The organism is Pseudomonas sp. NBRC 111124 (genome assembly GCF_001320245.1).
GTDB lineage: Bacteria > Pseudomonadota > Gammaproteobacteria > Pseudomonadales > Pseudomonadaceae > Aquipseudomonas.
In genome coordinates this window covers 80,411-100,047 of sequence record NZ_BCBA01000021.1, presented here as the reverse complement: position 1 = coordinate 100,047, position 19,637 = coordinate 80,411, and the positions used below count along the sequence as shown (strand labels likewise).

Below are 19,637 nucleotides of genomic sequence, written 5' to 3'. Positions count from 1 at the left end.
CCCGCGAAGAGGTCCACACTAATCTTCAGGACCAGCTCAGAATCGGCCAGCCATTCTTCTCGGCATGCTCGCGCAACACCGCATCCGGGTTCACTGCGTGCGGATAATCGACCTTTAGCAACAACGGCAAGTCATTGCGCGAGTCGGAATAGAAACTCGCTCCCTCCAGATTCTCCTGCTCCTGGTCCAGCCATTCCAGCAACCGGGTGATCTTGCCCTCGCGGTAGGTCAGCACCCCGTGGGTCCTGCCGGTATACACCCCGTTCACTGCCTCCAGCTCGATCGCCAGGTACTCATCCACCCCCAGCCGCGCCGCAATCGGCCCGACCAGGTGCGTGCCTGAAGCAGAAATGATGAGGATGCGATCGCCCCGCTGGCGATGCTCGGCAATGCAGCGGCAGGCGTCACCGTAGATGATCGGCTCGATCACGTCCTCGACCCACGGCGCCACCAGGTGCTCGACTTCCTCCAGCGTGCGCCCGGCAATCGGCTCCAGGCTGAAGGCCATGTAGTCTTCCATCTGCAGGTGGCCCTTGCCGTAAGCTTCCATCAGTTCATGGTCGCGGCGCAGGAACGCCTTGCCGTCGACCCAGCCCAGCCGGGCCATCTGTTCGCTCCACAGCGACGCGCAGTCGCCGTGGATCAGGGTTTCGTCCAGATCGAAAATTGCCAATGCCATGGTGTTGATTCTCCTTAGGCCACTTCGCGCAGCGCAGTGGGGTCGATCGACAGCGACACCCGCTGGCCATCGGCATGCAGGTCGCCAGGCGAACGGTTGAGCACGTCGACCACCAGTTCCACCTCACGCACTTTTACCCGGTAGCGGATGACGTTGCCAAGCAGACTGTGACTGCGTACCTCGGCATCCAGTTCGCCGTTGACGCCCAAGGTGATTGACTCCGGGCGGATCGCCAGGCGGCCGGCCACCGGGCGTTGCAGCAGGCGGCTGGCGCTTTCGGCGTCAAGCAGGTTGTAGTTGCCGATAAACCCGGCGGCGAACAGGTCCACGGGCGCGGTGTAGAGGGTTTCGGCATCGCCGCTCTGGACGATGCGCCCCTGGTTCATCAGGAAGATGCGGTCGGACATCGTCAGCGCCTCCTCCTGATCATGGGTGACGAAGATGGTGGTCAACCCCAGCTCGCGCTGGATCGCGCGGATCTGCTCACGCAGGTGCTTGCGGATGCGGGCATCCAGCGCCGACAGCGGCTCGTCGAGCAGCAGCAGGCGCGGGCGGGTGACCAGCGAGCGGGCCAGGGCCACGCGCTGGCACTGGCCGCCGGACAGCTGGTGCGGGTAGCGCCCGGCAAAGTTGCCCAGCTCCACCAGGTCCAAAGCTTCGCGCACGCGCTGCTGGCTTTCATCCGCCTTGACCTTCTGCATGCGCAGGCCGAAGGCGACGTTCTGTTCCACGGTCATGTTAGGGAACAGCGCGTAGCTCTGGAACACCATGCCGATGCCACGCTTCTGCGGGCTGACCGGCACGATGTCGTGGCCGTCGAGGAGGATCTTGCCGCCGTCCACCGGGGTCAGCCCGGCGATGCAGCGCAGCAGGGTGGACTTGCCGCAGCCGGAGGGGCCGAGCAGGGTGACGAACTCGCCGCGCTCGATCTGGCAGTCGATGTTCTCGAACACCGGGCTGCCGGCATAGCTTTTTTGCAGGTTCTGTACGCTGACGAAGCTCATGTCAGGGTTTGTCCTTGTTCAGGCGGTTGGCGACCCAGGTCAGCACCAGCACGAAGGCGAAGTACGAGATCACCAGCGCGCTGTTGAAGTGGCCGCTGCTGTTGCGCATGTTGTTCAGGTACACCTGCAGGGTTTCGTAGCGGGTGCCGACCAGCAGGTTGGCGAACACGAACTCGCCGAACAGGAACGAGAACGACAGCAGCAGCGCCACCATCAGGCCCTTGCGCAGGTTTGGCAGTACCACCAGCAGTGCGGCCTGCCAGGTGCTGGCGCCGAGCAGCTGGGCGGCGTCCATCAGGTCGCGCAAGTTGATCGCCTGCAGGTTGTTGGTGATCGCCCGGTACATGAATGGCAGGGCAATGGTGAAGTAGCAGCCGATCAGGATCCACGGCGTGCCGACCATCGCCATCGGGCCGCTGCCATACAGCTGCAGCAGGCCCACTGATGACACCACCGGCGGTACCGCGAACGGCAGCAAGATAAGGATGTTCATCAGTGCATCGAGTTTCGGGAAATGGTAGTGCACCACGAACAGCAGCGGCAGGATCAGTAGCACCGACAGCAGCAGCGCGCCCACGCACACCAGCAGCGATTGGCCGAACGCGGCCAGGAAGCGTGGCTCGCTCCACAGTGCGATGTACCACTTGAAAGTCAGGCCGCTGGGCAGCAGGCTCGCCGACCAGCTGGTGGCCAGCGAGTAGAGCAGGGTGCCGGCCAGCGGCAGCAGCAGGATCAGGAACAGCAGGTACACCACCACACGGTGGTAGAGCCCGGCAGAAGGCGTTTCAGCGCGCATGGTAGCTCCTCTTGAGCAGCCATTGGTGGACCACCGTGACCAGCGTCATCAACCCCACCAGCACCATCGCCAGGGCGCTTGCCAGGTTCGGGTCGAGGCTGATGTCACCGGCCACCAGGCCGGCGATGCGGATCGGCAGCACGTTGAAGTTGCCGGTGGTCAAGGCGTACACAGTGGCGTAGGCGCCAAGGGCGTTGGCCAGCAGGATGACGAAGGTGCCGAGCAATGCCGGCGTCAGCACCGGCAGGCCGATATGCCGCCAGAACTGCCAGTGGCTGGCCCCGAGCAGCGCGGCCGATTCACGCCAGTCTTCGCGCAGGGCGTCGAAGGCGGGGTAAAGCAGCAGCACGCCGAGCGGTATCTGGAAGTAGGTGTACACCAGGATCAGGCCGCTCTTGGAGTAGATGCTGAAGTCCTCCAGCAGGCCGATCTGTTTCAGCAGCAGAGTCAGTGCGCCGTTGAAACCGAGCAGGATGATGAAGGCGAAGGCCAGCGGCACCCCGGCGAAGTTGCTGGTCATGTTGGCGAAGGCGCTGACGAAGTCGCGCAGCTTCGAATCAACCTGGCGCAGCGAGTAGGCGCCGAGGGTGGCGATGACGATGCCGAACAGGCTCGACCAGAAGCTGATCTCCAGGCTGCGTTGCAGCGCCTGCAGGTAGAACTTCGAGGCGAACACCTTGCTGAAGTTGGCCATGCCCCAACCCGCTTCCGATTGCAGGCTGTTGATGGCCACCCAGGCCAGCGGGGCAATCTGGAAGATCACGAAGAACACGGCGAACGGCAGCAGGCAGAGCAGGGCCAGGTAGCGGCCGCGGTTCACTTGAGCAACTCCCGGCAAACCGTCTTGTCGTGGGCAGCCCCCAGCAGTTCACAGATGGTCCCGCACAGTTCGGTCTGCAGCGGCTTGGCGGCCGGATCGAGGCTGAAGGCATCGCCGAACACGAACAGCGGCACTTCACGCTCCTCGGCCAGCAGGCCGTTGTGCGACCGGTCGTTGTTCATGCCGTGGTCGGCGGTGACCAGCACTTGGTAGCCCTCTTCCAGCCAGCCCGGCAGGTAATCGGCCAGCAGAATATCGACACTGCGCGCAGCGTTGCGGTACTGGCTGCTGTCGAGACCGTGGCGGTGGCCGATATCGTCGATGCTCATCGGATGCAACAGGAGGAAGTTCGGTGCGTGGCGGCGACGCAGGTACTCGCCATCGGCCAGCAAGTGCGAATCAGGGTAGCGATCGTCCCAGTAGAACAGGCCATGCTGGATCGGCAGCTTTGGCGCATGGGTGTGGCGGTCCCGCTGGGGGTCGAAGGGGGAGCGGTTGTACAGCTCGCTCATCCAGTGATAAGCCGCTGCTGCAGTGCCCAGGTTGGCCTCGCGGGCGTAGTGGAACACGCTGCGCTGGTTGGACAGGCGGTTGATGTTGTTGTGCACGATGCCGCTGTCGATAGGGGCCACGCCCGTGAGGATGCACTCGTACAGCGGCCGGGACAGCGACGGCAGTTCGCATTCCATGCGGTATAGCGCGGCGCGGTCGGCCTCGACGTAGGCGTGCAGGTGGCCCATGGCGTGGTGGGCGACCTGGTAGTTGAGGCCGTCTAGCAGGACCAGGATGACGTTGTGGTTCATGTGAAGCTCCGCGGGGTTTCAAGAGCGGCCGCTTTGCGGCCTTTCGCGGGGCAAGCCCGCTCCTACAGGTCATTCACAGGCGTTGAGGCATGGGGTGTTCCTGTAGGAGCGGGCTTGCCCCGCGAACGAGGGCGTAGCCCTCGCCGTTACTCCATCTCGATGATCACTTGCTCCTGCCACTTCTGCGGCAAGGCCTTGGAGGTCGCTTCCCATGCCGCAGCATCCTTGATCGGCTGCGCTGCCTTGTATTGCTCGTTCGGCAGCAGCTTGGCCTGCACGTCTTCAGGCAGCTTCAGGTGCTCGGCACGGATCGGCCGCGCATGCCCTTTGGCCAGGTTGATCTGCCCGGCATCGCTGAAAATGTATTCACGCGCAAGCTTGGCCGCGTTCGGGTGCTTGGCGTATTTGTTGATCACGGTGGTATAGCCGGAAATCACCGAGCCGTCCGACGGGATCAGCACTTCGAAGCGCTTGGGGTCGATCTGCTCGCGGTAGCTCAAGCCGTTGAAGTCCCACACCACACCGACCTCGACCTCACCCTTTTCGATGGTCTGGATGGTCGGGTTGGCCAGCGACAGGCGCTTCTGCTGGGCCAGCTTGGTGAACAGCTGCAGGCCAGGTTCAATGTTCTTTTCGTCACCCTTGTAGGCAATGGCTGCAGCCAGCACGCCATTGGCGGCCTGGGCTGCGGTGCTGACGTCACCGATGGCGACCTTGTACTTGCCTTTTTCCAGGTCGTGCCAGCTGGTCGGGCGATCGCCTTCCTTGACCAGGTCCTTGTTGATGATGAAGGCGATGGTGCCGGTATAGGCCAGCGCCCAGTGGCCGTCCTGGTCCTTGGCCCACTCAGGCACCTGGTCCCAGGTGCTCGGCTTGTACGGCAGGGTGACGCCCTTGCTGGCGGCGATCGGGCCGAAGGCGGCACCCACGTCGCCGATGTCGGCACTGGCGTTGTCCTTCTCGGCTTCGAACTTGGCGATCTCCTGGGCCGAACTCATGTCGGTATCGCTGTGTTTGAGTCCGTACTTGCTGGCCAAGTCTTCCCAGGTGCCTTTCCAGTTGGCCCAGGCATCGGGCATGCCGACGCTGTTGACGGTGCCTTCCTTGCGGGCGGCGTCCTCCAGGGCCTTGAGGTCGGGGCCTGCGGCCATCGCCGAGGTGCAGAGGGCAATGGCCGAGCCGAGCAGTGACGCCATGAACAACTTTTTCATCCGAAGCTCCTTGAGTGGGTGCCTTTAGCGATCGTTGTTATGAGTGAAGCTGTTTTTGCTGACCCTTGGTCTAGGTCAGCAAAGCTTGAGCCAAGGTAGGCCGCTTGCGTGACAGTTTGATGTAGGGCAGGGCGCGCAGCGGCCTTGAAGCTACAGCGTAGACCACGCAATCGCCCCGGCCCTGCTGGCCTGGCGCGTTTCTGGCAGCGGCTGGTCAAGGCCTTTGTCACAGGATGTTCATCAGCCCTGCCTAGGCTTGCACTATTCTCCAAAGGCCCTGGAATGGGGCTGGACTAGTCCAGATAGGTAACCTTTTGATGCAGTCGACGCCACCGCGCGCGGTAACAGCCATCTGCCATGCGCTGCAGGAGCAGATCGAGCACGGCCTGCTGGCGCCGGGCGGCAAGCTGCCGGCCGAACGCAAGCTCAGCGAAGTGTTCGCTACCACGCGCATCACCCTGCGCGAAGCGCTGGTGCAGCTGGAAGCCCAAGGGTTGATCTACCGCGAAGAACGGCGTGGCTGGTTCGTCGCACCGCAGCGGCTGACCTATGACCTGATCGAGCGTAGCCATTTCCATGCGATGGTGCGGAACCAGGGGCGGGATGCCAGCACCGAGCTGCTCTCGGCGCGCCTGCAGCCGGCTTCGGCAGCCATCTGTGCACGCCTGCAACTGCCGGCGCTGTCCAGTGTGGTGTGCATCTGCCGCTTGCGGCGCATCGATGGGCGGGCGGTGTTGTATGCAGAGCACTACCTGAACCCGAAGTATTTTCCCGGTATCCTCGACCAAGACCTGGCGCAGTCGCTGACCGAGATCTACGGGCGGGTGTATGGCATCCAATATGGGCAGGTGTGCTTCGAGATCCTGCCGACCGCCTTGCCGGTGGAGGCTGCGGGGGCGTTGAAGGTATCGGTGGGTAGCCCGGGCCTGCATATCACCCGGGTCAACAGCGATCAGCATGGGCACCTGATCGACTGTGACCTGGAATATTGGCGGCACGATGCCATCCGCATTCGTGCCCAAGCGGGTTAGGGCCCTAGCGGGAGGCCCCGGTCTCTGTCATGCCACCCCCACCTGCAGTCACCACCTGCACCGACAGGCGCGGTGTTGCCAGGTCCAGCCCGGCCTCATCGAGCTGGCGCTTCAACGCCAGGTTGAATGCCCGTGACACTTCCCACTGCTTGATCGGTGCGGTCTTGAACCGCGCCCGCAGAATCGCCGAGCCAGACTCGAAACTCTCCACCCCCTGCAACTCCAGCGGCGACCAGATGTTGCGGCGCATCAGCGGGTCGTTGCGCAGCTTCTGCCCCACTTCGCGGATCAGCGTGATGGCCTGGTCGATGTTCATGCTGTGCGGAATCGCCACGCGGAAGATCGCATAGCCGAACTCGCGGGAGTAGTTCTTGATGCTCTTGATCTCGCTGAACGGGATGGTATGCACGATGCCGTCGATGTCACGCAGGCGCACAGTACGGATGGTCAGGCCCTCGACCGTGCCCAGGTGGCCGCCGACATCGACATAGTCGTCGATGGCCAGTGAGTCTTCGATGATGATGAACAAACCGGTGATCAGGTCGGCCACCAGCGACTGCGCGCCAAAACCGATGGCCAGGCCGATCACACCGGCACCGGCCAGCAGCGGCGTGACGTTCATGCCCATGTTGGCCAGGGCGACGATCACCGCAATGATGAAGATCACCACGAACATCACGTTGCGGATCAGCGGCATCATGGTCTGCGCGCGGGCGTTGGCCAGGCCCCGGCGCGAACGCACCAGGGCATGGTGCACGGCAGTGTCGGCGAGGATCCACACCAGCCAGGCGACGATCAGCGTGCCGGCCAGGCCCAGCAGGCGCAGGCTCACTTCATGGCCGTCGCCTTCGGCGAAGCTGATCATCGACAGGCCCCACACGCGCAGCCCCAGTTCGATGAACACCAGCCAGATGAACAAGTGCACCAGCAGGTAGCCGAAGTTGCGCAGGCGCTCGGCGTAAACCGCCTGGCGCTTGCTGGCGCGTTTGGGGTTGGCCGCATGGCGGCGTACCAGGCCATTGAGTACCATGCTCAACACCACCAGCACGGTGCACATCAGTGATTGGCGCAGGGCGGTGCTGGTGTCACCGGCGGAAATGAAAGTGGCGAACAGCGACACGGCCACCAGGATCAGCGCCGGCACGAACCAGAAGCTGCCGAGAATCTCGATGGTGTCGCTCAGGGTGCGCCGGGTCAGGCGCCGGGCCAGCGGCTGGTTGCGGATCAGGTGAGCAATCGGCCGGCGGAAGCGCAGGATGAACAGCCCGGACGACAGCGCCGCGATGACATTGGCCAGGGTCGCCAGGGCATGGGCCAGGTGAGTACCCAGGGCCACCAGCATGCGCGGGTCGCTCATGGCCTCGCCAAAGGCGGCGAAGCTGCCGATCAGCCACAGCGGGCGGAACGCCTGGTGGCGCAGGATGTGCAGGGCGCGGTGGCGATGAGGGCCGTCGAGCAGTGAGAAGGCGATCACGCAGATGGCCGAGAAGCAGGTCCCGACCACCAGCGCATAGGCCAGCACCATGGCCAGCGATTTGCCCAGCGACGGCGGCAGGGCGAAGCTCAGGTAGACGGTGAAGATCAATGCCACCAACCACGGCCCGAGCTTGCGCAGGGCAAAGCGCACCAGGTCCCAGGTGCGCGGGTGTTGTGGCAGTTCCTCGCTCAGGCCGAAGCGCAGCCGCACGCGGTGGCCGACCCAGTTGAAGGCATAGGCCAGCAGGCTCCACACCGCGATGACCGCGGCGAAGCCGAACAGGATCGCCGGCCACTGATGCACCGGTACGATCAGTTCGGTCAGTTCGGCCTGGGCCTGTTCGATTTCCTTTGACCAACGGTAAAACGGGCTGGAATCACCGCTGAATTGTTGTTCGAAGTCGTGCAGGGCGCCGCCGATCAGGCCTAGAACACCTTGTTCGACGGTGGGTTGCGATTGTTTGGTGGCGTCGCGCAGTTTCTTCAGGTCGGCCAGCAGTTTGGCGCGTTGCTGGTCGTTCTCGAGGTTCTTGATCACCTCATCCAGCGATTTGCCCAAGGGCTCGGTGGCTTCGGGTTGGGCGGGGGCGCTGGAACCCAGCAGGCTGGGCAAGCCCGCCGCCTGGACCGGGGACATGAAGATGAACAGCAGCAGGGCTAGGCAACGCAGAAAGGCTGGCACCGGGAAATCTACCTCAGGTCAAACGATGGACCGAGTGTAGAGGTTTATGTCGGCAGTTTCTCCAGGATCGTCCAGCAGGTGAGGCCAAAGATGCCCAGCGTGCCGATCCACATCATTACCACGCCGATATTACGTTCGCGCAGGCTGAAGCCGATGGTCAGCAGCATCAGGAACAGGAACACCGGCACGAACAGTGAGAGGAAGGGGGACATGGGCAGCGATCCTTCTGCTTTGGGGGGCCATACAACAAGCATAGCGGGTTGGGCAGAACGGGGATTGATCCCGGGCAGTTGTTTGCAGGTCCGGCCCTTTCGCGGGTGAACCCGCTCCCACAGGGACCGCACAGGATTTGAGTCGTGTGGAGACCTTGTGGGAGCGGGTTCACCCGCGAAGAGGCCGGACCTGCTTAACCCGATCTTACGGCAGCTCGCGGCTGCGGTAGAACGCGCTCAGCACCTTCACCAGGTGCGCCAGGTCATGGCTGCCACACAGCTCGCGGATCGAATGCATGGCGAAGGTCGGCAAGCCAATGTCTACCGTACGCACCCCCAGATGACTGGCGGCAATGGGCCCGATGGTCGAGCCACAGCCCATGTCGCTGCGTACCACGAAGCTCTGCACCGGCACTTCCTCGGCCATGCACAGGTGGCGGAAGAAGCCTGCGGTTTCGCTGTTGGTGGCGTAGCGCTGGTTGTTGTTGACCTTGATCACCGGCCCGGCGTTGAGCTTGGGCCCGTGGTTGCCGTCGTGCTTGTCGGCGTAGTTGGGGTGCACGCCGTGGGCGTTGTCGGCGGAGACCATCAGCGAGCGCTGGATGGTGCGCACATAGGCGTCGCCGTCCGGCAGCAGGCGCTGCAGAGTCTGTTCAAGCATCGGGCCGTCGGCACCGCAGGCCGAGCAGCTGCCGACTTCTTCATGGTCATTGCACACCAGCACGCAGGTCTCGTCGCTGTCGGCACCCAGCAGCGCCTGCAGGCCGGCATAGCACGACAGCAGGTTGTCCAGGCGGGCGCCGGCGATGAAGTCGCCATTGAGGCCGATCAATGCAGCATCCTGGGTATCGTAGAAGCTCAGCTCGTAATCCAGCACCACGTCAGCGTTGAGGTCGTGCTCGCGGGCCAGCTGCTCGGTGAGCACGGCGCGGAAGTCGATACGCTCGTCACCGGCCACCTGGGCCAGAACCGGCGGCAGTTCGTTCTGCGGGTTGATCTGCCAGCCTTCATTGGCGGTACGGTTCAGGTGGATCGCCAGGTTGGGGATGATCGCGATCGGCAGCTTGAAGTCGATCAGCTGGCTTTCGACCTTGCCGTCACGGCGGAAGGTGACCCGCCCGGCCAGCGACAGGTCACGGTCGAACCACGGCGCCAGCAGCGCGCCGCCGTACACTTCCACGCCCAGTTGCAGGAAGCCCTGGCGCTGCAGCTCGGGCTGCGGCTTGACCCGCAGGCACGGGCTGTCGGTGTGCGCGCCGACCATGCGGATGCCATTGAGCAGCGGTGGCTGCTTGCCCAGCTTGATGGCGATGATCGAGGAGTCGTTGCGGGTGACGTAGTAGCGCCCGCCCGGCACCGTGGCCCAGCTGTCACGCTCGTCCAGGCGCTGGTAGCCGGCCGCCTCCAGGCGCTGGGCCAGGCTGGCGGTGGCATGGAAAGGCGTCGGTGAGGCCTTGAGGAATTCGATCAGGCCGGTATTCAGTGCTTCGCGCATAACTCACTCCAGACAGCAGTGGCGCGAGTTTAGCGCAGATACCTTCAGAAGGGGGCAGGGCACTCGAACTTCAAACGCTCGCCGCTGACCGGGTGAGTGAAGCTCAACATCGAGGCATGCAGGCACAGCCGCTCATGGGCTGCCAGCGCCTCTGGGTTGGCATACAGGCGGTCGCCCAGCAGCGGATGGCCGATCGACAGCATGTGCACGCGCAACTGGTGCGAGCGCCCGGTGATCGGCGTCAGCTCGACCCGGCAGTGGTCCCCGCAGCGCTCGACGATGCGCCAGAAGGTCAGTGCATGCTTGCCTTGCTCATGGTCCACCACGTGCCGTGGCTTGGTTGGCGGGTCGTAGCGCAGGGGCAGGTCGATGCTGCCGCTGTCCAGCGCCGGCTGGCCCCAGCACAAGGCAGTGTAGGCCTTTTCGGTTTCGCGGTCGTGGAACTGGCGCGACAGCTCGCGGTGGCTGTCGGCATCGCGGGCCAGGAGGATGATGCCGGAGGTTTCCCAGTCCAGGCGGTGCACGATCAGCGCGTCCGGGTAGCCGTTTTCCTGCAGGCGGGTGATCAGGCAGTCCTTGTTGTCCTCGGCGCGGCCGGGTACCGACAGCAGCAGGGTCGGTTTGTTGATCACCAGGACAGCGGCGTCTTCATGGAGGATCTGGATATTCGACAGCGGCATTGCTTGATCTCGGTTATATCGGGGGAAAACAGCGGGGGCCGCTTTGCGGCCCATTCGCGGCACAAGGCCGCTCCTACAGGGATCGCGTAACCCCTGTAGGAGCGGCCTTGTGCCGCGAATGGGCTGCAACGCAGCCCCAGCTTTTAGCCGGATCAGCGATCAGGCAAGGTGATGTTCAGCTCCAGAATCGAGCAGCTGCCCTGGTTCTCCAGCTCGATATGCACATCATCGTTGCCGATGTTCACATACTTGCGGATCACTTCCAGCAGTTCTTTCTGCAGCGCCGGCAGGTAGTCCGGTTCGCTGCGCTGGCCGCGCTCATGCGCCACGATGATCTGTAGACGCTCTTTCGCTACCGACGCGCTGGTCTGTTTCTGTCTGCCACGAAAGAAGTCAAAAAGGTTCATGGTTTACTTGCCTCCAAACAGGCGCGCGAAGAATCCTTGCTTCGGCACTTCGATGAAACGCAGGGGTTTCTCTTTGCCCAGGAGGCGGTCGACCGTGTCGCTGTACGCCTGGCCGGCATCGCTCTGGTCGTCGAGGATGACCGGGATACCCTGGTTGGAGGCCTTGAGCACGGCCTGCGACTCGGGGATCACACCCTTGAGTTTGATCGCCAGGATCTCTTCGACGTCGGCGATGCTGAGCATTTCGCCTTTTTCGACGCGCTCCGGGTGGTAACGGGTGATCAGCAGGTGTTCCTTGATCGGCTCTTCACCGTTCTCGGAACGGCGCGACTTGCTCGACAGGATGCCCAGCATGCGGTCCGAGTCACGTACCGAAGACACTTCAGGGTTGGTCACGACAATGGCTTCGTCGGCGAAGTACATCGCCAGGTGCGCGCCTTTCTCGATACCGGCCGGCGAGTCGCAGATGACGTAATCGAACTGTTCTTTCAGCTCCATCAGCACCTTTTCGACGCCTTCCTGGGTCAGCGCGTCCTTGTCGCGGGTCTGGCTGGCGGCCAGCACGAACAGGTTCTCGAGGCGCTTGTCCTTGATCAGGGCCTGTTGCAGGTTGGCTTCGCCGTTGACCACGTTGACGAAGTCGTACACCACGCGGCGCTCGCAGCCCATGATCAGGTCGAGGTTACGCAGGCCCACGTCGAAGTCGACGATGACAGTCTTGTGGCCGCGCAGTGCGAGGCCGGTGCCGATGGCGGCGCTGGTGGTGGTCTTGCCCACACCCCCTTTGCCGGAAGTAACGACGAGAATCTTGGCCAAGGTGTTTCACCCCTAAATAAGTCGGGACACGTGTCCCAGCAAAATGCAAAAAAACGGCAACAGATAAAAAAGTTGCTCTAAAAATGACGGCAAGTATCCGTTAAAGACGGGTGATGTTCAACACGTCACCGGACAGGCTGACTTGCACGCCGGCGCCCCACAGCGGGTCGCGGCGCAGGTCTTCGCACACCTTGTACTGGCCAGCGATCGAGACCATTTCGGCGGTCATCTGCTGGCAGAAGATACGCGCCTTGGTATTGCCTTTGATCCCGGCCAGGGCGCGGCCGCGCATGGCGCCGTACACATGGATGTTGCCATCGGCGAGAAGTTCCGCACCCGGGCTGACCGAGGCGGTGACGATCAGGTCGCCACCCTGGGCGTAGATCTGCTGGCCGCCGCGCACGGGCGAAGTGATGATCCGGGTAGGGCGCACCTCTGGTTCGGGGGCTGGCGCCGGAGCCGGGGCCGGCTCAGGGACGGGCTCGGCCTTCTTTACCTCGGGTTCGGGTTCCAGCGGCCGCTCGCGGGCGCCGGACGGCGGCAGCACCGGCAGGTCGATGGCGATCGCCGCGGCGATGTCCTCGATGCGGTTGGCACGGATCGCCAAGGTCCGCAGGCCATGGTGGCGGCAGATACGCATCAGCCCAGGCAGGTCGATCGCCCCTTCGTTGGCCGGCAGCTTGTCCAGCGCCAGCACCAGCGGCGTATTGCTGAAGAAATTCGGGGCCTGGGCCACTTTCGCCGCCAGCTGGCGGTCGAGGGCTTCCAGGTCGTTACGCCCCAGTTCCAGCACAGTGATGGCGAGCATGCTGCCCTTGAGCTGGAACACGGAGGCGGTATCGGGTGTGTGGTTTGGGCTCATGGTCTGCATAGACGGCTTGTTGCGAAAAAAGTGCCCTGACTTATAGCGATAAGACCGGTTGGCCGCAACCGGTGCCGATCCGTTGTAGAATGCTCGGCCTTTGTCTTGCCGGAAGCTTCAATGGAACGCCCGCGTTTTCGACCCTACTTCCTCCACCCGCGATTCTGGGGCCTGTGGCTGGGCCTGGGCCTGCTGTGGCTGGTGGTGCAGTTGCCGTACCGTGCCCTGCTGTGGCTCGGCAGTGCCCTGGGCGCGCTGATGTACCGTGTGGCCGGCGAGCGCCGGCGCATTGCCGCGCGCAACCTTGAACTGTGTTTCCCGGAGCTGTCCGACGACGAACGGCGGCGGCTGCTCAAGGCCAACTTCGCCTCCACCGGTATCGCCTTTTTCGAAATGGCCATGAGCTGGTGGTGGCCCAAGGCCCGCCTGGCGCGCCTGGCCCATATCGAGGGCATCGAGCACCTGCAGGCTGCGCAGCAGGCCGGGCAGGGCGCCATCCTGATGGCGGTGCACTTCACCACCCTGGAAATCGGCGCCGCGCTGCTGGGCCAGGCCCACACCATCGACGGCATGTACCGCGAGCATGGCAACCCGCTTTTCGACTTCATCCAGCGCAGTGGCCGTGAGCGGCACAACCTGGATTCGCTGGCCGTGGAGCGTGATGATGTGCGCGGCATGCTGAAGCTGCTGCGCTCGGGCCGCGCGATCTGGTACGCACCGGACCAGGACTACGGCGCCAAGCAGAGCATCTTCGTGCCGTTGTTCGGTATCCCGGCGGCCACGGTCACCGCAACCACCAAGTTCGCCCGGCTGGGCAAGGCGCAGGTGATTCCGTTCACCCAGAAGCGCCTGGAGGACGGCAGCGGCTATCGTCTGGTGATCCACCCGCCGCTGGAGGGCTTCCCTGGTGAGAGCGAAGAAGCCGATTGCCTGCGCATCAACCAGTGGGTCGAAGGCGTGTTGCGCGAGTGCCCCGAGCAGTACCTGTGGGCACACCGGCGCTTCAAGTCGCGGCCAGAAGGTGCGCCTCGGCTGTACGACAAGAAAAAACGCTAAGCCGTTTGTTGCCTGTGCCCGCGAAGAGGCCGGGCCTGAAAACAGCTGATCCAGGAAGCAATCCATGGCACCACCCCCGGTAACCGGTCTGATCCTCTCTGGCGGTGGCGCCCGTGCTGCCTATCAGGTCGGCGTCCTCGCGGGCATCGCCGAGCTGCTGCCGCCCGGTGCGCACAACCCGTTCCCGGTCATCGTCGGTACTTCGGCGGGCGCCATCAACGCCGTGACCCTGGCCAGTGGCGCCACCCGCTTCAACGACGCCGTGCAGCGCCTCACCACCTTCTGGCAGAATTTTCGCAGCCGCCTGGTCATCCGCAGCGACTGGCCCGGGGTAATGCGCCAGGCCAGCCGTTTCGTCGGCCACAGCCTGCTGGGCCTGGGCGGCCAGGTGCCGGTGGCCTTGCTCGACAGCAGCCCCCTGCGCGGCCTGCTGCAGTCGCACCTGGACCTGGATGGCATCGGCCACTCCATTGCTGCCGAGCAACTGCGGGCAGTCGCCGTGACCGCATTCGGCTACGAAAGCGGCCAGGCGGTGACCTTCTACCAGGGCCGCGGCACCATCGATGCCTGGCTGCGCCACCGGCGCATCGGCGTGCCCACGCCGTTGACCATCGACCACCTGCTGGCCAGCGCGGCGATCCCGCTGCTGTTCGCCCCGGTGCGTCTGGGCGATGAGTACTACGGTGACGGCGCAGTGCGCCAGTCGGCACCGATCAGCCCGGCCCTGCACCTGGGTGCCAGCCGGGTGCTGGTGGTCGGGGTCAGCGGCAACCCGCAGCGCCCGGCGGCGCCGTTGCCAACCCAGCGTGTGTTCAGCGGCCAGCAGCCCAGCCTGGCGCAGATCGGCGCGCACATGCTCAACAGCACTTTCATCGACAGCCTCGAAGACGATATCGAACTGTTGCAGCGGCTCAACCACCTCAGCCGGCTGTTGCCGGCGCACCTCGATGCACGGCGCCTGGGGTTGGCGCCGATCGAAGTGCTGGTGGTAGCGCCCAGCCAACCGCTGGACGAGATCGCCGCGCGGCACCGGCGCGAGTTGCCGGCGGCGTTGCGCCTGTTCCTGCGTGGGCCGGGGGCGACCCGGACCAGCGGGGCAGGGGTGTTGAGCTATTTACTGTTCGAGGCCGGCTATTGCAGCGAGCTGATCGAACTGGGGCGGCGCGATGCCCTGGCCAAGAAGCGCGAGCTGTGCCAGTTCCTGGGCATTTAAGGCCGGGCCTGCTTACTCGGCAATTTGCAGCTTGCGCGCCTGGGTATACACATACCGCACCTTTTCATACTCGAACGGCGAGTTGAGCTGCCCATAGCGGAATTTGGTGGTGTAGCGCTTGTCCACCACGCGCAAGGCGAAGATCTCCGGGTGATGCTCGCTGGCCTCGGCCACGTTCAGGTAATTGACCGCTTGCTCGCCGGCATAGTCCACCACCAGCCCGGTGGTGTCGCGCAGGTTCGATGGGCCGAGCACCGGCAGCATCAGGTACGGCCCTTCTGGCACGCCATAGAAGCCCAATGTCTGGCCAAAGTCCTCGCTCTGGCGCGGCAGGCCCATGCTGGTAGCCGGGTCCCACAAACCACCCACACCGATGATGGTGTTGAACATCAGCCGGGCGGTGATTTCCGCCGAGCGCTTGGCCTTGAGCTGCAGCACGCTGTTGAACAGGTTTGGCACGTCACCCAGGTTGTTGAAGAAGTTGCTCACTCCAGTGCGCACGAAGCTAGGGGTGACGTACTGGTAGCCGTTGACCAGTGGCAGCAGCACCCATTGGTCGAGGCGGTAGTTGAAGTGGTAGATGCGCCGGTTCATCGACTCCAGCGGGTCGTACACGTTCAGCGCTTCGAGGGTCGAGCGCTCGAACTCGCGCTGGTCGAGCCCAGGGTTGAATTTCAGTTCGCGCAGCGGGTCGATGAAGCCGTCGGCCTCGGGTGACAGCGGCGCTTGAGTGACCTGCGGGTCGGCTTCGATCACGCTGGCCCGTGGCGCGGTTTCCGCGGCCAGGGCATTGCCGGCGACGACTAGCAGCGCGGTTGCGAGGAGGTAGGGGTTAGCCACGGAAGAACTCCAGCATGGCGTCGCTGTTGACGCGGTAATTGAGGTTGCCGCAATGGCCTCCATGGGGGTAAAGGGTCAGGCGATCGCCGAACACCTTGCGCAGGAAGCCGATATCACCGGGGCCGAGGATGACGTCGTCGGCGTTGTGCATCACGGCGATCTTGTCGCTGTTGTGCAGGTAGTCTTCCAAGGCATACAGGCTGACCTGGTTGACCAGTTGCAGGATGCTGTTGCCATCGGTGCGGGCGCGCCACATCGGGATCACCTGCTCGGTCATGTAGCAATCGAAGTCGCACTGCAGGGCCCGCTTGAAGAACGGCGTCAGGCTGCTGCCTTCGGTGATCGGGAATTTCGGCGGAATGATCAGGCCGCGGCGGTTGATCAGGTCGGAGGTGAAGGCGATGTCGGCCGCCGAGAAGCGGAACGAGGTGCCGATGAGCATGGCCATCTGTTCGTTGGACAGGTGCTGTTTGGACTGCTGGAAGTCATACAGCAGGGCGTCGTTGAGGTCGATGTAGCCCTTGTCCTGGAAGTAGCGGGTGAGCTTTTCCAGCATCAGCTCATAGAAGGTGGTGCTGCGGTCGATGCCCTTGACCTGGGTCTGCACCAGTTTGTCGAGGTTGTTGATCGAGGTGTACAGGTTCACCGGCGGGTTGAGCAGCAACACGCGCTTGAAGTTGAAACTGCGGCGGGTTTCGTCGAGGTGGCTGACGAAGGCCGCGTCCAGCGCACCCAGGCTGTAGCCAGTGAGGTAGTACTCACTAACCGGCAGGCGCGGGTGCTGGGCACGCACGGCCTGCATCACCCGGTACATGTCTTCGGCGTCTTCCTGGCTGACGCCGGGGGTGGCGAAGCGTGAGGCGGCGCTCATGAAGTCGTAGCTGGTCGGCGATGACAGCTGAACCACGTGGAAGCCGGCCTGGTAGAACAGCTTTTTGAGGTATTCGTTGATGCTGCTGGAGTAGGGCGCACCGGTACCGGCGATGAGGAAGATCAGCGGTGCCGCGTGGTCCTGGCGCGCCAGGCGGTACTTGAGCTTCTTCACGGCCCAGAAGTTGTCGGGCAGGGTGAACTCGCGCTCCGGGCGCAGGTTCAGGCTGTAGTCGGACTGGTCGATTTCGTCGTCGCTGAGCAGGGTCGGGCGTTGATCCGGCGGCGTGGTGGCGATGGTCGCCTCGAACGGGTTGGTCAAGGGGTAGCCGTAGCTCGCGGCGTCGATATCCCGCGCCGAAGCGGCCGCAGCCATGAGCAGGCCGCCAAGAAGGGCGGCAAGGCGCCAAGATCGAAGCATGTAGTCCCCCAGAAGGATCAAGGTCGTGCAGTACGCAGGCTAGGACCACAGTTGCCTGGGCAAAGTTGCCAGGTGCGGTGGCCTTTGGTGTGCTTGTTATCTGCAACATAGCTGCAGGGTTGTGATTTTGCCTTACAACATGGCTTGGGCGATCATGGATGATTTCGATTACCGCTATTGGAGAATGGGATGTCTCGATCATTGCCAGCCGCTCTACTGCTGATGTTTCTGGGGCTTTGGCTCGCGGCCAGTTATGGCGTGCGCTATGGGTTGATGGAAGACGGACAGTGGGTCGGGCTGTGCACAGTGCCAGGCGACCACTGGCAGTGCCAGGCACGTGCGCTGCTGGGGTTGGGCATTCACTTTCAGATCATGGCCTGGGCCGGATTGGCGCTGGCGTTGCTCGCGCAGCTGGTTGCCGGGCGCGCCGGCTGGTGGCTGGCGGTATTGGCGCTGGTGTTCGGCATTCCTGCCCTGGTTTTGTATACCGCCAGCATTGCGGTGTTTGTGGTGGTGCTGGCGGGGTTGCGCCTGGTTCGGCAACCGCACCGGGGCTGACGGGCCGCAAAGCGGCCCTGGTATTTCAAGCCTGACGCAATCGCAAGCTGCGCCACAGAGCTGCGGTCATCAGCACACTGACCACCGCCCACCCCCAAGCCTGCTGGTTTTCCAACCCTTCCCGATACAGCTGCGGCAACACCCCGGCCCCGACGATGAAGGCCAGCAACGCCACCTCCGCTCGCCGTGCAGCCACTGGCCTCAGCAAGTACACCACCGCCGGCAAGGCCAGCGCCACGCTAGGGAAGCTGCGGTAGCGCGGGTCGAACACCATCGCCAGCATGCTCACCGCCGCTGCAAAACCGGCCGCGAGCAACAGCCAACCCGCCCGAGCCTGCAAATAACCGAACAGCCGTTCACGCCAGCCATTACGCCGGGCCAGGGCAAGGGCTGCATGCATCAGCACCAGCAGGTTCAACCCGGCCAGCACCACCGCCCACACCCATTCCCCGGCAAACCGCGCATGGGTGCGCATCAACTCGCCCCACAACCCCAGGCATCCCGCGCCGAATGCGGCCAGCAGCGGCAGCAGCATGGCCGTCAGCGGTGTAGCGGGGCGCCCGGCCATGAGCAGCGTGGCCGCCATCAACAGCACGCTCGCCAGCAACCACTGCGGCCAGTAGTGCAGGTTGCTGACCGGCCCTTCGAGCACGCCCTTGTCCTGCCGGTCGGCATCGTACAGCCCCCAATAGCCACCCACAGCGCCCTCGCTGGCACGCTTCCACGGCTGGTCGAACGCTTCAATCAGGTTGTAGTGCCAGCCATTGGCCTCGGCCAAGCTGACGAAGCCGCGAATGAAGCGCGCCTCGTTGGCCCGGCTGGGCACGGCGGTTTCGCGCTGGCGGCCTTCGCTGGGCCAGCCGGTTTCGCCGATGAAAATATCCTTGGGCGCGAAACGGTTGCCGAACACCTGGCGCACCTCGGCGACATGGGCCAGGGCATCGTCGATGCCGCGCGGTTCGTCTTCCCAGTAGGGCAGCAGGTGGATGGTCAGAAAGTCCACCGCTGGCGCCACCTGCGGGTGCTGCAGCCAGAACTCCCAGACATCGGCATAGGTCACCGGTACCTTGACCTGGCTTTTTACGGTGTTGATCAGCGTGGCCAGCTGCTCGCCAGTGACTTCCTTGCGCAACAGCGCCTCGTTGCCGACGATCACCGCGCTGACCACGTCCGGGTTGGCGTTAGCGGCGGCGATCAGCGCATCCACTTCCTTCTTGGTGTCAACCGGGTTTGCGTTGACCCAGGCGCCAAGCATCACCTTCAGGCCATGCTTGCGCGCCAGCGCCGGGATTGCCTCAAGGCCGGTCATCGAATAGGTGCGGATGCACTGGAACCGCTCGGCCAGCAACGCCAGGTCGGCATCCATGCGTGCCGGGCGCAAGCGGAAAGGCTGGTCGAAGGGTGACTGATCCTTGTCGAACGGCGTGTAAGACGCGCACTGCAGTTTATGGGTGGGGCTGGCCGCGTCGGGCAGCACGACGGGCTTGCCCAGCCCGTACCAGAGCGCCCCCAGCCCGAGCAGGGCGAGCAGGCAGGCGAGCAGGTACAACGGCAGCAAGCGGGAAGCATCAGGCATCGGGCGGTCCATCGTCAGGCGCAAAGGGTTAGATAGTAGCCCGGCGCCAAACCTTTGGCATGCAAGGATCGCGCAGGCCGGCGTAGGTCGATGCCGCTAATGGCACAGTGCTGTCGCCCATGGCGCGAT

General features: G+C 63.9%; 20 protein-coding genes. 4 read left to right on the top strand and 16 right to left on the bottom strand.

All coding sequences use genetic code 11. From position 1 onward, the window contains the following. Positions 1 to 25: 25 nt before the first annotated feature. The 6 genes from APH28_RS10365 to APH28_RS10340 all read right to left on the bottom strand — a co-directional run bounded on the left by APH28_RS10365 (position 26) and on the right by APH28_RS10340 (position 5,313). On the bottom strand, positions 26 to 679 hold the full coding sequence (locus tag APH28_RS10365; protein ID WP_060509043.1) for an HAD family phosphatase: 654 nt from the start codon (positions 677 to 679) through the stop codon (positions 26 to 28). 14 nt (positions 680 to 693) lie between these two features. Then, positions 694 to 1,683 (bottom strand): ABC transporter ATP-binding protein, encoded by a 990-nt coding sequence (locus APH28_RS10360; RefSeq protein WP_060509042.1) that lies wholly within the window; start codon positions 1,681 to 1,683, stop codon positions 694 to 696. A 1-nt stretch (position 1,684) separates the two neighbouring features. Then, the gene (locus APH28_RS10355; RefSeq protein WP_060509039.1) at positions 1,685 to 2,479 is read right to left on the bottom strand and encodes an ABC transporter permease; all 795 of its coding nucleotides are present in this window, start codon (positions 2,477 to 2,479) and stop codon (positions 1,685 to 1,687) included. Further along, positions 2,469 to 3,299 (bottom strand): ABC transporter permease subunit, encoded by an 831-nt coding sequence (locus tag APH28_RS10350; protein ID WP_060509037.1) that lies wholly within the window; start codon positions 3,297 to 3,299, stop codon positions 2,469 to 2,471. Before APH28_RS10350 ends, APH28_RS10355 begins: the two co-directional genes overlap by 11 nt. Continuing rightward, positions 3,296 to 4,102: an alkaline phosphatase family protein gene (locus APH28_RS10345; protein WP_060509035.1), complete on the bottom strand. Its 807-nt coding sequence runs from the start codon at positions 4,100 to 4,102 to the stop codon at positions 3,296 to 3,298. Before APH28_RS10345 ends, APH28_RS10350 begins: the two co-directional genes overlap by 4 nt. Positions 4,103 to 4,248: 146 nt before the next feature. After that, positions 4,249 to 5,313, bottom strand: a complete 1,065-nt coding sequence (locus APH28_RS10340) for an ABC transporter substrate-binding protein (protein ID WP_060509034.1) — start codon at positions 5,311 to 5,313, stop codon at positions 4,249 to 4,251. Between the two features lie 317 nt (positions 5,314 to 5,630). On the opposite strand from APH28_RS10340, the gene APH28_RS10335 reads away from it, so the two are divergent. Next, entirely contained in the window at positions 5,631 to 6,344 is a 714-nt protein-coding gene (locus APH28_RS10335) for a UTRA domain-containing protein (RefSeq protein ID WP_060509032.1), read from the top strand. Between the two features lie 4 nt (positions 6,345 to 6,348). Here the strand turns inward: APH28_RS10335 and APH28_RS10330 are convergent, their stop codons facing one another. The 7 genes from APH28_RS10330 to minC form a co-directional block, all read right to left on the bottom strand. Next, positions 6,349 to 8,502: a mechanosensitive ion channel family protein gene (locus APH28_RS10330; protein WP_060509030.1), complete on the bottom strand. Its 2,154-nt coding sequence runs from the start codon at positions 8,500 to 8,502 to the stop codon at positions 6,349 to 6,351. Positions 8,503 to 8,546: 44 nt separating this feature from the next. After that, a complete protein-coding gene (locus APH28_RS28845) occupies positions 8,547 to 8,714 on the bottom strand; it encodes a hypothetical protein (RefSeq protein WP_177334254.1) in 168 nt (55 codons plus the stop codon). A gap of 205 nt (positions 8,715 to 8,919) precedes the next feature. Further along, a complete protein-coding gene (locus APH28_RS10325; RefSeq protein WP_060509028.1) occupies positions 8,920 to 10,209 on the bottom strand; it encodes a M18 family aminopeptidase in 1,290 nt (429 codons plus the stop codon). A 44-nt stretch (positions 10,210 to 10,253) separates the two neighbouring features. Beyond that, entirely contained in the window at positions 10,254 to 10,889 is a 636-nt protein-coding gene (locus tag APH28_RS10320; protein ID WP_060509026.1) for an RluA family pseudouridine synthase, read from the bottom strand. A gap of 152 nt (positions 10,890 to 11,041) precedes the next feature. Next, positions 11,042 to 11,296, bottom strand: a complete 255-nt coding sequence (gene minE / locus APH28_RS10315; RefSeq protein WP_003252572.1) for a cell division topological specificity factor MinE — start codon at positions 11,294 to 11,296, stop codon at positions 11,042 to 11,044. Between the two features lie 3 nt (positions 11,297 to 11,299). Further along, on the bottom strand, positions 11,300 to 12,112 hold the full coding sequence (minD, locus tag APH28_RS10310) for a septum site-determining protein MinD (protein ID WP_054893840.1): 813 nt from the start codon (positions 12,110 to 12,112) through the stop codon (positions 11,300 to 11,302). Positions 12,113 to 12,212: 100 nt separating this feature from the next. After that, a complete protein-coding gene (minC, locus tag APH28_RS10305; protein ID WP_060509023.1) occupies positions 12,213 to 12,983 on the bottom strand; it encodes a septum site-determining protein MinC in 771 nt (256 codons plus the stop codon). 111 nt (positions 12,984 to 13,094) lie between these two features. Between minC and APH28_RS10300 the strand changes: the two genes are divergently transcribed. Together APH28_RS10300 and APH28_RS10295 are read left to right on the top strand one after the other, a co-directional pair. Then, positions 13,095 to 14,030, top strand: coding sequence for a lipid A biosynthesis lauroyl acyltransferase (locus APH28_RS10300; protein ID WP_060509021.1), 936 nt, complete (start codon positions 13,095 to 13,097; stop codon positions 14,028 to 14,030). 64 nt (positions 14,031 to 14,094) lie between these two features. After that, positions 14,095 to 15,243, top strand: a complete 1,149-nt coding sequence (locus APH28_RS10295) for a patatin-like phospholipase family protein (RefSeq protein WP_060509019.1) — start codon at positions 14,095 to 14,097, stop codon at positions 15,241 to 15,243. A 12-nt stretch (positions 15,244 to 15,255) separates the two neighbouring features. Here the strand turns inward: APH28_RS10295 and APH28_RS10290 are convergent, their stop codons facing one another. Then, positions 15,256 to 15,999, bottom strand: coding sequence for a VacJ family lipoprotein (locus tag APH28_RS10290; protein ID WP_060509059.1), 744 nt, complete (start codon positions 15,997 to 15,999; stop codon positions 15,256 to 15,258). 76 nt (positions 16,000 to 16,075) lie between these two features. Next, entirely contained in the window at positions 16,076 to 17,374 is a 1,299-nt protein-coding gene (locus APH28_RS10285) for a serine/threonine protein kinase (RefSeq protein WP_060509018.1), read from the bottom strand. Positions 17,375 to 17,563: 189 nt separating this feature from the next. Between APH28_RS10285 and APH28_RS10280 the strand changes: the two genes are divergently transcribed. Further along, on the top strand, positions 17,564 to 17,932 hold the full coding sequence (locus tag APH28_RS10280) for a hypothetical protein (protein WP_060509016.1): 369 nt from the start codon (positions 17,564 to 17,566) through the stop codon (positions 17,930 to 17,932). Between the two features lie 25 nt (positions 17,933 to 17,957). On the opposite strand, the gene APH28_RS10275 is transcribed toward APH28_RS10280, so the two are convergent. Then, positions 17,958 to 19,520, bottom strand: a complete 1,563-nt coding sequence (locus tag APH28_RS10275; protein WP_060509014.1) for a hypothetical protein — start codon at positions 19,518 to 19,520, stop codon at positions 17,958 to 17,960. Between the last annotated feature and the right edge of the window lie 117 nt (positions 19,521 to 19,637).

Bases quoted from the DNA above. Each gene is read 5' to 3' on its own strand.
- APH28_RS10335 (WP_060509032.1), top strand. From the start codon at position 5,631: ATGCAGTCGACGCCACCGCGCGCGGTAACAGCCATCTGCCATGCGCTG.
- APH28_RS10300 (WP_060509021.1), top strand. From the start codon at position 13,095: ATGGAACGCCCGCGTTTTCGACCCTACTTCCTCCACCCGCGATTCTGG.
- APH28_RS10365 (WP_060509043.1), bottom strand. From the start codon at position 679: ATGGCATTGGCAATTTTCGATCTGGACGAAACCCTGATCCACGGCGAC.
- APH28_RS10295 (WP_060509019.1), top strand. From the start codon at position 14,095: ATGGCACCACCCCCGGTAACCGGTCTGATCCTCTCTGGCGGTGGCGCC.
- APH28_RS10340 (WP_060509034.1), bottom strand. From the start codon at position 5,313: ATGAAAAAGTTGTTCATGGCGTCACTGCTCGGCTCGGCCATTGCCCTC.
- APH28_RS10320 (WP_060509026.1), bottom strand. From the start codon at position 10,889: ATGCCGCTGTCGAATATCCAGATCCTCCATGAAGACGCCGCTGTCCTG.
- minE (WP_003252572.1), bottom strand. From the start codon at position 11,296: ATGAACCTTTTTGACTTCTTTCGTGGCAGACAGAAACAGACCAGCGCG.
- APH28_RS10360 (WP_060509042.1), bottom strand. From the start codon at position 1,683: ATGAGCTTCGTCAGCGTACAGAACCTGCAAAAAAGCTATGCCGGCAGC.
- APH28_RS10280 (WP_060509016.1), top strand. From the start codon at position 17,564: ATGTCTCGATCATTGCCAGCCGCTCTACTGCTGATGTTTCTGGGGCTT.
- APH28_RS10345 (WP_060509035.1), bottom strand. From the start codon at position 4,102: ATGAACCACAACGTCATCCTGGTCCTGCTAGACGGCCTCAACTACCAG.
- minC (WP_060509023.1), bottom strand. From the start codon at position 12,983: ATGCAGACCATGAGCCCAAACCACACACCCGATACCGCCTCCGTGTTC.
- APH28_RS10285 (WP_060509018.1), bottom strand. From the start codon at position 17,374: ATGCTTCGATCTTGGCGCCTTGCCGCCCTTCTTGGCGGCCTGCTCATG.
- APH28_RS10355 (WP_060509039.1), bottom strand. From the start codon at position 2,479: ATGCGCGCTGAAACGCCTTCTGCCGGGCTCTACCACCGTGTGGTGGTG.
- APH28_RS10275 (WP_060509014.1), bottom strand. From the start codon at position 19,520: ATGGACCGCCCGATGCCTGATGCTTCCCGCTTGCTGCCGTTGTACCTG.
- APH28_RS28845 (WP_177334254.1), bottom strand. From the start codon at position 8,714: ATGTCCCCCTTCCTCTCACTGTTCGTGCCGGTGTTCCTGTTCCTGATG.
- APH28_RS10325 (WP_060509028.1), bottom strand. From the start codon at position 10,209: ATGCGCGAAGCACTGAATACCGGCCTGATCGAATTCCTCAAGGCCTCA.